Raw genomic sequence first — 11827 nt, 5'->3', positions numbered from 1 at the left:
CTCACCCGCCAGCCCACAGCCGGGTAGTGCCGGCGTGGAACTCCGTGAGATCCCCCGTTTCGCCGGCGCGCACGGCTCGCCGCCCGACGACGAGCATGTAGACCAGAAATCCCGCGAGAGCGGCGGACCCGATCCCGATCTTGAGAGCCCATGGCCACGTCTGCGCCGTGACGAACCCCTCGATGATCCCCGCCACAGCGAGCGCGACGACCAGTCCGATCGCCACCGTCGCCAGCGCCCGTCCCTCCGCTGCGAGCGCCTCACCGCGGGTACGCGGCCCAGGCGCCACCCACGACCAGAACAGATGAAGACCTGCCGCGACGGCCAGGAAGACGCAGGTGAGCTCCAGTTGCCCGTGCGGAAGGATGAAGAGAAAGAACGTGTCGACGCGGCCGAACGCTGCGAGCACGGCGGCTGCCGTCCCCACCGCGACGGCATTCTGGACCAGCACCATGACCGGCCAGATCCCGGTGATCCCGAACAGCACGCTCTGGGCTGCGATCCACGCATTGTTGGTCCAGACCGTCCCTGCGAACACGGCTGCGGGGTTCTCGCTGTAATAGCCCTCGAACTCGACCTCCGCGTAGTACTCGAGTTGCACCTGCGAGCCCAGCGACGCGATCAGCGCCGGATCACGGGAGATCCACGTCGCGACAACCGCGGCGACCGCCACGAACAGTCCTGCGACAGCAAGGGTGGTCCACCGCAGGCGGTAGAGCGCCGCCGGCAGCTGCCACACGAAGAAGCGCGGGATCTGCCGCAGCGGATTTTCCCCACGCCCCGTCAGCCGTCGACGCGCGCGCGCGAGAAGCAGGGAGACGTAATCGCCTTCGGCAGTGCGCCCCGCGCTCGTCTTGATGTCGGCGAGATCGGCCGAGGCCGCCCGATATCTCGTGACCAGTTCATCGATCTCGACGCCCGAGAGCCTGCGGGAGCGGCCGAGTTGATCAAGCCGCGCCCACTCCGCGCGTCGCGCGTCAGTCAGGGCATCAAGATCCATTTGCTTTACTGTACCCATGGCCTCCGAGCACCCGATGACGGTCGACATCCGTCAGGACGAGGTGCTCACCGGCGAAGCAGTCGCACTCGACATCCAGCCGTTGAGCTTCTTCCAGCGGGCCCTCGGCTGCCTGATCGATGTCGTCGCGTCAGTCGTGCTCCTGATCGTGCTGGCTGTCGTGGCGAACTGGCTGTTGGGCGGCGCGTTCCTGGATGCCGCCCTGGCGCCGATTCTCGGAATCACGACGGTGGTCATCGTCCTGGTGCTCGTTCCGGCACTCGTGGAGACACTCACGGGCGGGTCGAGCCTCGGGCGGTGGGCGGTGGGCGGCCGCATCGTGCGCGTCGATGGCGGCGCGGCAGGATTCCGCCACGCGTTCATCCGCGCCTTCATCGGGGTGCTTGAGATCTGGCTGACCGCGGGAGCGGTGGCGGCGATCGTCGGCGCATTCACCCCGCGGACGCAGCGCCTTGGCGACCTGGTCGCCGGCACGTACTGCGAGCGATCACGTGCCCCGAAGCTCCAGCCGCGCCCCGCCGAGTTGCCCTCGACTCTCGCGAGTTGGGCGGCGGTTGCCGACGTCGGGCGCATGCCCGATCGGTTGGCGCGTCGGGTCTCGCAGTTCGCTCACCAGGCCGCCTACCTCGACCCCGGCGCGCGGGCACGGGTCGCCGCCGCGCTGGCGGCAGAGGTCACGCCCTACGTCTCGCCTCTGCCACCGGTGGACCCCGAGACGATGCTGCGCGGCGTGGTAGCCCTGCGGCGAGCGCGCGAAGGCCGGGCGCTCGCTCTGCAGAACGAGCGCCTTGTGACCCTGATCGCCGGGGATCCCGACACGACGACGGTCCGGACGGTGCGTCAGTAGCGGTAGTGCTCGAGCTTGTACGGCCCCTCGACTGGGACGCCGATGTAGGCTGCCTGGTCGCCGGAAAGCTGCGTCAACTGCACGCCCAGCGCAGGAAGGTGCAGGCGCGCGACCTTTTCGTCGAGGGCCTTCGGGAGCGTTGCGACTCCGAGCGGGTAGTTCTCGCTCTTGGTCCACAGCTCGATCTGGGCGAGGACCTGATTGGTGAACGAAGCGCTCATGACGAACGAAGGGTGCCCCGTCGCGTTCCCGAGGTTCATGAGCCGCCCTTCGCTGAGCACCAGGACACTCCGGCCGGTGGGCAGACGCCACTCGTGCACCTGCGGCTTGATCTCGACCCGTTCGGTACCAGCCAGGCTCTCCAACCCCACCATGTCGATCTCGTTGTCGAAGTGGCCGACGTTGGCGACGATCGCGAGGTGCTTCATCGAGAGCAGGTGGTCGACGGTGACGACGTTGCGGTTGCCCGTTCCGGTGATGAGGATGTCGACCTGGCCGATGACATCCTCGAGCCGGGCGACCTGGAACCCGTCCATGGCCGCCTGCAGCGCGCAGATCGGGTCGATCTCGCTCACGACGACGCGAGCGCCCTGACCGCGCAGCGCTTCGGCGGCCCCCTTGCCGACATCCCCGTACCCGGCCACGAACGCGACCTTCCCGCCGATGAGAGCGTCGGTGGCGCGGTTGAGACCGTCGGGAAGAGAGTGACGGATGCCGTACTTGTTGTCGAACTTGGACTTCGTGACCGAGTCGTTGACGTTGATCGCGGGGAAAAGCAGCTCGCCGTCACGGGCCAGCTCGTAGAGCCGGTGGACGCCGGTCGTGGTCTCTTCAGTCACACCGACGAGTTCCCGGCTCATGCGCGTGAAGCGCTCGGGGTCGCGGGCGAGCGAGCGCCGCAGCAGGTCGAGAACCACGCGGTACTCCGTGGAATCGCCGGGAGCGGCATCCGGCACAGCCCCCGCCTTCTCGAACGCGACGCCCTTGTGGACGAGGAGAGTGGCGTCACCGCCGTCGTCGAGGATGAGGTTCGGACCGTCGAATCCCTCCGCCGACCAGTCGAAGATGCGATCGGTGCAGTCCCAGTACTCGGCGAGGGTCTCGCCCTTCCAGGCGAACACCGGAACACCCTGGGGCCGGTCGACGGTGCCGGTCGGGCCGACCACGACGGCAGCCGCAGCTTCGTTCTGGGTCGAGAAGATGTTGCAGCTGGCCCATCGCACCCGGGCTCCGAGTGCCACGAGTGTCTCGATGAGCACAGCCGTCTGCACGGTCATGTGCAGCGATCCCGCGATCCGCGCACCGCGCAGCGGCTGCTGCGGACCGAACTCCTCGCGCAGAGCCATCAAGCCCGGCATCTCGTTCTCGGCGAGGCGGATCTGGTGGCGTCCGGCATCGGCGAGCGCGAGGTCAGCGACGGTGTAATCGAGCGCGGCGATCGTAGAAGTCGACATGAGCGGTATTCTCCCACGCCGCCGGCCGCCGGAGCTGCGCCCCGTCAGGCCCGCAGGGTTTCGTGGCGCACAACCACCCAGCCTCGCGGCATGGCGAGCCGCTCGGTGTGGATGCTGCACAGATCGTGCGCATGGACCACCGCCTCGGGGCCCAGCGGGCCGAGCACCGCCATCTGGTCGCCGTAGTCGTAGGTGAGCGTGGCAACGGCTTCCCGCGCGCACGCAATCTTGGAGCACAACCGTTCACGCATCACCGTCACGGTACCCGCATGCCCACGGCACAGTCGGCCGCCACGCGGGCCGGGCCGACCACCGCAACCGTTCGCGTGTCACGCGCTGCGGGTCGCCGGCGGCGCAAACCACGCATCCGTGACACCGCAACGGTGAGGTCCGGGGGATCGGGCCGATCTAGGATGGGCGCATGGCCTGGCGACGCTCCCGCTCAGCCCCGGCACGATCCCGGCGCCCCGCACGTCACGGGCGCCATGGGCGCGTGGGACGCAGCCCCGTCGTTCGCCCACCACTCCCGCCCCTGGACACCCGCATCGACAGGTTCGACCTCACCGTCGGCACCGCGGCGGAGTTCCTACGATCGGCGTGGGAGGAGCTCCGCGAGGTCAGTTTCGAGATCGGCGATATGCCCCCCGCGACGGATGCCGACGGCATCCCCCGGTGGGCAGTGCTCACCGACCAGAAGCGCATCATCCTGTACCGCGTGCCGCTGGAGCGCCTGTCGCACCTGCACCGCAACGATGACCTGCATCGCCGGATGATGATCGAGGGGGCAGTGTTCCGCGCTGCGGCGCAGTACCTCGGCAAGGATCCGTGGGATCTGGGCCCCGACCGCTTCCGCTACTTCTGAGGCCGGCTCAGGGGTAGACGACGATCGGCTCCTGGCCCGCGGTCGCGGGAAACACCGGGAACGCACCCAGAGCACCGGCGCCGACGTAGCCAACGCTCGCGCGTACGGGCCCCCCGGTGAGCTCATACGCTATCGCGGCCCGCAGCGGTACCTGAACGCTCGCGCCCGCCGGCACTGTCACCGGGACAGGGCCGGACCCCGGTTCCGCAAGCTCGACTGTCACATCCGCTGAGCCCGGGTTGGCGATGGTGAGGACAGGGCCCGGCCCGCTCGGCACAGCGATGACCGCGGAAGACTCGATCTGCGGGGACGCCTGGTACCAGGCGAAATCGGACCCCGCACCGAAGCCGGTGGTCTGCCACACCGCAGCCGCGACCGGTGTCGAGGCCACGACATCCACCGTGTAGGAGCCGACCGGCAGACTCGGCATTTCGACGGCCGCCGGGATTCCCGACCGGAGCTGAACGTTCACCGGATCGATGGCCGGCGCTGCGGCACCGACAGCTCGCACCGAGATCGTCGCCTCGGTATCGGCATCCGGCGAGAGCACCCGCACCATGGTTCCGGAAAGCCCCGACCCGCTGGCGAGCGCTCCCTCGGTGACCGTGACCCCGACGATCGTCTGGCTGGTGGCGAGCTCGCTGAGCCCTCCGGACTGGTCCACCCCGCCGGGCTCGAGGACCCGCGTGATGCTCGACTGCAGGGATGCCGCGACCGGGGCGCCGGTGGCTTGAACGTGCACGACGGGGCTCTCCTCGCCGAGGGCGATGCCCGCGAGAGGGATGATGCGCTGAGCGCCGGGGCGCACGATGATGCCCCCGCCACCGGGAGGAACCTCAGCTCCGGAGGCTCCATAGACAGTGAGTGTGACAGTCGCGGCGACCTCTCCCGGGTTGGAGAGCACGACAAGGTCAGCGGCGCCTGTGGTTCCCGCCCCGGCCACGAGCCACGAATCCAGCAGCGGCAGGCGACACGAGGCCGCGCTGTACCCAGCGAGGTCGGGGTCGCCGACGGTCGCAGAACCCGCGGCGGCGAAAGGCTCCGACCCCGGCATAGAGCGAAGCACGAGCGGAGCCGCTCCCGCGGCATCCGAAGCCAACTCGCCGCGATCGATCGCGCTCTCCCCTGCCGTTGCCACGGCCTGGGGCGCTGCCACGGTGATCGAGCTCACGGCTGTCGAGTCTCGTGCAGACACGAGCAGGTCACCGGCACACACGAGGGTCTGCCCGGCCGACGGCGGCGAAACTGCCACGGATGCCGGTTCCGGCGCGATCGGGGGAACCTCGATCAGCGGCACCAACGCTATCGCGGCAATGGCGCCCGCTCCCGCGAGCGCACCGAAGACGGGCCTGAGCCAGCGTGAGGCTGATCCGGTCATGTCGCCTCCTCGCCCGTCGGCTCGCTCGGCAGAGCCTGGGCCTCCTGCGCGCCGTCCTCGAGGCGCCGAGCCCTTCCGGCATCCATCGCCCGCTCAGCGGGTGTCAGGCCCACAATGCGCGGATGCTGCCGCGCACGGGCCCGGCTCCGCCCCGTCGGTGCCGCAAGAAGCAGGGCGATCACGATGACCGCGATCTGAAGGATCTCGATCGCGATTCCCCCCGCCGGGTTCTCGGCACTCGGCCTGGCCGCGATGTCAGAGGTGACACGCCACAGATCGCCCCGTTCGGTGGCCCCGACAGGATCGAGGTCATCGCGCTGATCGAGCGCTGTGGCGGACTCGCGCCGGAGCACGTCAGCCGCGGGTGCGTCGGCGCCGGGAGCGAGGAGCACGAAAGCGATCCCCTGCTCAGCGAGCGCAGCAACGGCGTCGGGCGAGGTCGAGCTTACGAGCGCCGCAGCAGTGGCAGCGAGCTGAGCTGACGCGTCATCCACCGCCGTCCGGGTCTCGAGCACGGTGCTGTGGGCACCGAGGGTCTCGCTGCCGCCCCAGACCACGCGTGCGGCGAGGCTTCCGTCGGCTTCGGCCGTCAGCACGATCGTCCCTGTCGCGGTGTCGCCACCGCTGTCGGCTTCGACATACGCCGGCAGCGTGCTGGTCGGACCATTCGTGAGGGCTGTCGCACCCCGCGCCCACGCCGTCAGGGCCGGGGCTGCCAGGACCACCAGAGTCACGATGCAGACGACTGCGGCGGATGCCGAGACGGCTCCGGCATGCCGTCGGAACCGAGCCATCTCGGCCCGACCGAGCTGATCGAGTGTCAGGATGGCGCCGCCCACCATGCCCCACCACGCGAGAGTCAGCCCCGCCCCCGGCCACAGCGTGAGAGCGTTCGCGCCGTCGAAGCGCACCGCGATCGCGGTGGCTGCCACAGCTGTGGCAACGCCCAGCACGACCAGGGCGAGGTGCGCAAGCCCGACCGGCCATCGCGGTGTCGCAGCAGCGGATGCCGCCAGCAGCGCGATCGGCACCAGCAGCGCTGCCGGAACCCACAGTGGCAGGGCGGAAAAGAGCTCTGCCCAGCCTGCACCGCTCGAGGCCGGGAACCCGAGAGAAACCCACAGGCGAGTTCCCGCATCCGCCGTCTGCGCAAGGGCGTCGATCGGGGCGCCGGGGTCGGCGAGAAGCCCCCAGGGGTTTGCCGCGTGAAGCTGCGCCCATGCCACGGGCAAAAAGATCACGATCGTCGGAACGGCGACCCAGAGCATCCGTGCGACGCCGGCTCCGGAACGACGCACGGCGGCGGCAATGATCCCAGCGAGCAGGACGAGGGCGAACGCGGGAGCGAGCGAGGGAGCCGCGGCGATGACAGCTGCGGCCAGCAGCGAGGCAGCTGCTGCCGGGACCCACGAGCGGTGCGCGACGGCACCGGCAAAGACCAGCCACGGCAGCAGAAGGTGCACGATCACACCGGTCGGGATGCCCTGGGTCAGGGCAACCAGGAAGGTCGGCGCGAGCGCCCACGCCACACCGGCAGTGATGCGCAGCACCGGACGATCGGTGATCCGCGTCGCCGCAAACCACCCGCCGAGAGCTGCCAGCGGCAGAGCCGCCAGCCACAGGAGGACGAGAGCCCAGCTAGGCGCGAAAGGCCAGAGGGAGCCGATGACCGCCACGACCGCCGAGAACGGGTCGGCCGGGCCCGACACGTTCCACCCCGTTGGTCGGAGTCCGTACGCCGCATCAGCCCAGAGCCCTGCGACGGTGTCTCGCAGCGGCTGGAGAGCTCCGCCACCGAGCGCCGGCCACGCTAGCAGGGCGGGGAAGGCAGCGAGTGAGACAGTTGCCATCGCGAGGACGAGCCAGGCTCCGCCACCGCCGAAGAAATGAAGCTCACCACGCGGGAGCGCGTCGGGATCGTGCTCGGTGGGCTCGGCCGCACGCTCGCGCGCGAGCGCGGTCGAGACGCGAAGAGAGGCGATCCTCGACCAGGGCACGCTGCGGTGACGGCGCAGACGGCGTCTGCCGCGCGCGATCGCGGCAAGGCGCACCATCGCCAGAATCGTGGCCGCCCACTCCCCCGCGATTCGACCCGGGTCCTTCATCACCAACTGGGCGATCGTGCGGCCGAGGGCAAGGAACGGCAGCGACAGCCAGATCGGAACAAGCAGCAGCGGATGCGCAGAGGTCAGGCGTCGGTGCAGCTGGGCCGCGCGGCGTCGCGCGATGATCATGCGACGCCGACTACCGGTTTCAGCGAACGGAAGCCCGGCAACCCCATCACCCGAAACGCCGACGCGCGTGGTGGGGGCCAGGGCAACGCGTCCTCCCATGAGGCGTGCCGCCACCGCGAGGTCAAGGCCCTCGTCTGCGTCGCGCAGGGCCGGGTCGATCCCGCGCAACGCGCGGAAGACAGACCCGCGCACCAGCACGGCGCGGATGTCGGAGCCCAACACATCGGTGATGCCATCGCGCTGGCCCTGGTCAAGATCTCCCGCAGCCAGCTCCACCGACGCACCCGTGCGGGTCATGCTGACCCCGAGCGACACGATCCGCTCAGGTCGGTCATGGCGGACGAGCTTGGGCGCCACGAACGCGAGCGTGGGTGAGAGCTCGAGCTGCCCGGCGAGGCGGGCTAGTGCCTCGGGTTCGGGAGCGGTGTCTTGCGCGAGCAACCACAGCAGGTCGGCATCCATACCCGTGCCGCCGCGAGGACCCGGTTCAAAGGCGGCGCTCGCCACAGCCGCCGCGAACCGCGTCCGCCGCCCGAGACGGATGACGCGGACGCCTCGCCCATCGGCGGTGGGATCGGGAAGGCTGCCCGGTTCGAGGGCGTCTTCGACAGCAGGATCGGTCCCGCACACGGCCAGTGTCACGGCATCGGGCCGCCGGGAACCGCCCGCCAAGGACGCGACCGTGCGACGAAGGTGGTACGCCGCGGACGTGCGACCGTCGGGACGCACGACGACGATCGCGTGAACAGTGCCGGGCATGACGCCGTCAGCCTATGGTTGTGTCCGCCGCCCCAGGCGCCTTGGGCCCGGCGTTTCCGGTCGAGGGCTCACGTGGGCGCTGCGGCCCCGCAGGCGGTCAGCTCGCCCGCCGCTTGAGCTTGCGGCGCTCACGCTCGCTGAGCCCGCCCCAGATCCCGAACCGCTCGTCGTTTTGGAGCGCATACTCCAGGCACTCGCCGCGCACATCGCACGAACTGCAGATGCGCTTGGCGTCTCGCGTAGAGCCGCCCTTCTCGGGGAAGAACGCCTCGGGATCGGTCTGCGCGCACAGCGCGTCGGTCTGCCAGGCGAGCGCGTTCTCGTCTTCGGGGTCGACGCGACGTACACCGGGCACACCGAGATGCACCGGGTCGACGAACCAGTTGTCCGGCACACCCGACCGATACTGCGAAGCCGACATGTCGTTCTCCCCACCTCAAGAACTCCCCCACGCGGTCAGCGTGTTGCAGTAATTACACCGGTGTAGTTCGCTGCGGTCAAGTCGCAGATCGTAAACCCTCAATCGCCGCCTTAACCTTCTTGGCGGAATTCCCGGCGTGTCGCGGGTGATGACTACCGTCCGGGTTCGGCGATGAAGACCTCGCCGGATCCCGAGATCGAGACCGACCCTTCATCCGGGGTGATGAGGACTGCCGATCCGGGGCGGAGCGTGTGTCGATCGCGGGTAGCCGTACCCGTGACCTCGACCTCACCGGAGGTCGCGACGGCGATCGCAATGCCGCTCATGCGAACCTCGGCAGCGGCGCGGGAATCCGCCGTCACCTGCGTCAGAACGAAATCAGGGACGCCCCCCGCGAATATGCGTGTCGGGGCCGCGGCCGGATCGAGCACAGGCGCCGGTCCCGGACGCGGATCGAGGATCGCGGTGAGTTCGGACACGTCGATGTGTTTGGGCGTCAGTCCCCCACGCAGCACGTTGTCACTGGCAGCCATGATCTCGACGCCGAGACCTTCGATGTACGCGTGCAGCACGCCGGCCGGAACGAACACTCCCTGACCTCGACGCAGGATGACCAGGTTCAGGAGCATGGCGACGACGATGCCGGGATCGCCGGGGTAGTGGCTCTGCAGGTGGCGCACGAGCTCCAACTCGTCCGCGAACTCTTCGGATGCCGCATCCGTCGCCGCGGCGATGATCTCACTCACCTGCGGACCTGCTGCCGGCGAGAGAATCCAGGCCAGTGCTGCCGCGAGCGCCGCCGCGTCATCCGGATGCGCGTCGAGAACGGTCCGCAGGGGTGCGGTCGCGTCCCCGACGGCGCCGAGAAGCCGCCGAGTGGCAGCGAGGTCGCGCAATCCTGCCAGGGCGAGGAACCGCTCGCTGAGCGCGACGATGATCTCGGGTTTGTGGTTGTCGTCCCGATAGGTCCGCGTTGCAGCGTCACGCGGTGTCCCCTCGGCCTCCTCGCGTGCGAAGCCCTCCTCGGCTTGCACCTTCGAAGGATGAGCCTGAATCGACAGCGGCGAACCGGCAGCGAGGATCTTCAGCAGATACGGCAGTCGCTCCGGGGTGCCCTCGGGCGCGTCGGCAGAGGTGAGCCACTCGCCGAGAGTCCGACCGTCCGGTACGCGCGCCGGGTGGCCGGGGTGATCCCCGAACCACACTTCGGCCTCGGGCGCACCGGTCGGGGTCCGTCCCTCGAGTCCGGCGATCAGAGTCGTGGACCCCCAGGCGTAGTCGCGGGGCGTGTTCGTGAGCGGAACCAGCACGCGACCAGCGTACCGACGGCAGCGGCACCATCCACGCCACTACTCCCCCGCATCGGGCAGACGCTGAGCGGTAGCCTGAGAGCACCATGGCCCGCTTCAGCCGTCATCCAGCTTCGGCGCCGCCGGTCGCTCCAGAGCGGGAGCGCACCCGGCATCTTCTGCTGCGCGGATGGATGGTCTTCAGCCTCTTCTTCGCCTTCACCGCTCCGGGCTGGGTGCTCGGATTCGGCGTGCCCGTCACGGCGATCGTCGGTGGTGTGATCGTCGCGGGGTCTGCGGTCATGGTTGCCGTCATCCGACCGCCGTTCCAGTGGCGACGGCTGCCCTGGATCGCCGGGACATTCATCCTGTGGGCCGGGCTGTCTATCGCGTGGTCGGGATGGCGCGAGACATCCGCACTCACGTGGCTGCTGCTGGTTGCCACGACCTTCCAGGGGATCGCCATCGCGAGCGTGCTCACCTGGCGAGAGATCGTCCGCGCAATCGGGGCAGCCCTCGGCTGGGTCATCGGGCTGTCCCTTCTCGCCGAGATCCTGGTGGCGTGGCTCGTCGGCGGCGCGCTGTACGCAGGGTTCGAGACGGATGCCGCAGCAGGCGCCCCCGAGTGGATCAGCGGCGGTATCTTCGCCGGCGCGCGCATCGACGGCGTCATCGGGAACCCGAACCTGCTCGGCATGATCGCCCTGCTCGCGGTCATCGTGTTCACGATCGAGTTCGCCGCGCGTGAGTCGCGCCGGATCATGCTCGGGGTGTGGATCGGGCTGTCCGTCCTGACGCTCGTGCTTGCGGCATCCGTGACCGCCTGGTTCACCGCTGCCGGGGTCGCACTCGTCCTGACCACCGTGCTGCTGATGCGCACCGCGCGCAGACCCGGTGAGCGCACGCGCTACTACATCGGTTATGCGATCATCGGCGCAGCTGGCGCGATCGCGCTCTGGATCTGGCGGGCCCCCGTGTTCACCGCGCTTGACCGAACGGCTGACCTCTTGGATCGCGAGACGATCTGGACCGCCGTCCTCCAACGCGCAGGCGACCACCTCGCGGTCGGTGGCGGCTTCGCAACACCCTGGCTGCCGTGGGATCCGGCCTTCCAGGACTGGATCGTGCTCGATGGCAGACAGGTCACGCAGGCACACAGCGTGTGGGTCGACATCCTTTTCCAACTCGGCATCGTCGGTGTCTTCCTCCTCGGGTTCGCCTACCTGGCGTTCGTGTGGCGCTCGTGGTTCTTCGCCGTCGACCGGCCACGCTGGGATCTGCGGGCGGACCGGCCCTACTCGGCGCTGACCCTGCTACCGACGCTCACCGCCGCGGTACTTCTCGTCCAGGGGCTTGCCGAGACGGCGCCGCTGATGGGCTGGGGATGGATGCTGATGATCCTGCTCGGCTCCAAGATCAAGCAGTCTCCGCATATCGGCGAGGGGCCCGCTGAACAGCGCCTCGCGATCGAGCGCGGAGAGCTCTTGCGCACGCCGTGACCACCGATTCCGACTGTTCCCGGTCGCGTCGGATTCGGTGGGAAGGCTCGGGAGTCTGTGACCGAT

Annotated in this window: 10 protein-coding genes; 3 read left to right on the top strand and 7 right to left on the bottom strand. The window is 69.3% G+C overall.

The window, feature by feature from the left end; genetic code table 11:
- Nucleotide 1 precedes the first annotated feature (1 nt).
- The gene (locus BGO47_RS10655) at nt 2–1000 is read right to left on the bottom strand and encodes a stage II sporulation protein M (RefSeq protein ID WP_292711758.1); all 999 of its coding nucleotides are present in this window, start codon (nt 998–1000) and stop codon (nt 2–4) included.
- A 16-nt stretch (nt 1001–1016) separates the two neighbouring features.
- On the opposite strand from BGO47_RS10655, the gene BGO47_RS10650 reads away from it, so the two are divergent.
- Entirely contained in the window at nt 1017–1865 is an 849-nt protein-coding gene (locus BGO47_RS10650; RefSeq protein ID WP_292711757.1) for an RDD family protein, read from the top strand.
- Here the strand turns inward: BGO47_RS10650 and ahcY are convergent.
- Nucleotides 1859–3319: an adenosylhomocysteinase gene (gene ahcY, locus BGO47_RS10645; RefSeq protein WP_292711756.1), complete on the bottom strand. Its 1461-nt coding sequence runs from the start codon at nt 3317–3319 to the stop codon at nt 1859–1861. The two genes, BGO47_RS10650 and ahcY, sit on opposite strands and share 7 nt — an antisense overlap.
- 44 nt (nt 3320–3363) lie before the next feature.
- Complete coding sequence (locus tag BGO47_RS10640) at nt 3364–3570, bottom strand: DUF3499 family protein (RefSeq protein WP_292711755.1); 207 nt, start codon at nt 3568–3570, stop codon at nt 3364–3366.
- Between the two features lie 170 nt (nt 3571–3740).
- On the opposite strand from BGO47_RS10640, the gene BGO47_RS10635 reads away from it, so the two are divergent.
- A complete protein-coding gene (locus BGO47_RS10635) occupies nt 3741–4181 on the top strand; it encodes a metallopeptidase family protein (RefSeq protein ID WP_292711754.1) in 441 nt (146 codons plus the stop codon).
- A 7-nt stretch (nt 4182–4188) separates the two neighbouring features.
- Here BGO47_RS10635 and BGO47_RS10630 read toward each other — a convergent pair whose 3' ends face one another.
- The 4 genes from BGO47_RS10630 to manA form a co-directional block, all read right to left on the bottom strand.
- Nucleotides 4189–5559 carry a DUF5719 family protein gene (locus BGO47_RS10630; protein ID WP_292711753.1) on the bottom strand — a complete coding sequence of 457 codons (1371 nt, stop codon included), beginning with the start codon at nt 5557–5559 and terminating at the stop codon, nt 4189–4191.
- Nucleotides 5556–8552 carry a glycosyl transferase gene (locus tag BGO47_RS10625; protein WP_292711751.1) on the bottom strand — a complete coding sequence of 999 codons (2997 nt, stop codon included), beginning with the start codon at nt 8550–8552 and terminating at the stop codon, nt 5556–5558. Before BGO47_RS10625 ends, BGO47_RS10630 begins: the two co-directional genes overlap by 4 nt.
- A gap of 97 nt (nt 8553–8649) precedes the next feature.
- On the bottom strand, nt 8650–8973 hold the full coding sequence (locus BGO47_RS10620) for a WhiB family transcriptional regulator (RefSeq protein WP_228177570.1): 324 nt from the start codon (nt 8971–8973) through the stop codon (nt 8650–8652).
- A gap of 152 nt (nt 8974–9125) precedes the next feature.
- Nucleotides 9126–10283, bottom strand: coding sequence for a mannose-6-phosphate isomerase, class I (gene manA, locus BGO47_RS10615; protein ID WP_292711748.1), 1158 nt, complete (start codon nt 10281–10283; stop codon nt 9126–9128).
- A gap of 86 nt (nt 10284–10369) precedes the next feature.
- Here manA and BGO47_RS10610 point away from each other — a divergent pair, with 86 nt between their 5' ends.
- Nucleotides 10370–11761 (top strand): O-antigen ligase family protein, encoded by a 1392-nt coding sequence (locus BGO47_RS10610; RefSeq protein WP_292711746.1) that lies wholly within the window; start codon nt 10370–10372, stop codon nt 11759–11761.
- Nucleotides 11762–11827: the final 66 nt, after the last annotated feature.

Origin of the sequence: Microbacterium sp. 67-17 (genome assembly GCF_001898325.1) — a bacterium.
Classification (GTDB): Bacteria; Actinomycetota; Actinomycetes; order Actinomycetales; family Microbacteriaceae; genus Microbacterium; species Microbacterium schleiferi.
This window is presented reverse-complemented; position numbering and strand designations above follow the sequence as displayed.

Bases quoted from the DNA above. Each gene is read 5' to 3' on its own strand.
- BGO47_RS10655 (WP_292711758.1), bottom strand. From the start codon at position 1,000: ATGGATCTTGATGCCCTGACTGACGCGCGACGCGCGGAGTGGGCGCGG.
- BGO47_RS10650 (WP_292711757.1), top strand. From the start codon at position 1,017: ATGGCCTCCGAGCACCCGATGACGGTCGACATCCGTCAGGACGAGGTG.
- ahcY (WP_292711756.1), bottom strand. From the start codon at position 3,319: ATGTCGACTTCTACGATCGCCGCGCTCGATTACACCGTCGCTGACCTC.
- BGO47_RS10640 (WP_292711755.1), bottom strand. From the start codon at position 3,570: ATGCGTGAACGGTTGTGCTCCAAGATTGCGTGCGCGCGGGAAGCCGTT.
- BGO47_RS10635 (WP_292711754.1), top strand. From the start codon at position 3,741: ATGGCCTGGCGACGCTCCCGCTCAGCCCCGGCACGATCCCGGCGCCCC.
- BGO47_RS10630 (WP_292711753.1), bottom strand. From the start codon at position 5,559: ATGACCGGATCAGCCTCACGCTGGCTCAGGCCCGTCTTCGGTGCGCTC.
- BGO47_RS10625 (WP_292711751.1), bottom strand. From the start codon at position 8,552: ATGCCCGGCACTGTTCACGCGATCGTCGTCGTGCGTCCCGACGGTCGC.
- BGO47_RS10620 (WP_228177570.1), bottom strand. From the start codon at position 8,973: ATGTCGGCTTCGCAGTATCGGTCGGGTGTGCCGGACAACTGGTTCGTC.
- BGO47_RS10610 (WP_292711746.1), top strand. From the start codon at position 10,370: ATGGCCCGCTTCAGCCGTCATCCAGCTTCGGCGCCGCCGGTCGCTCCA.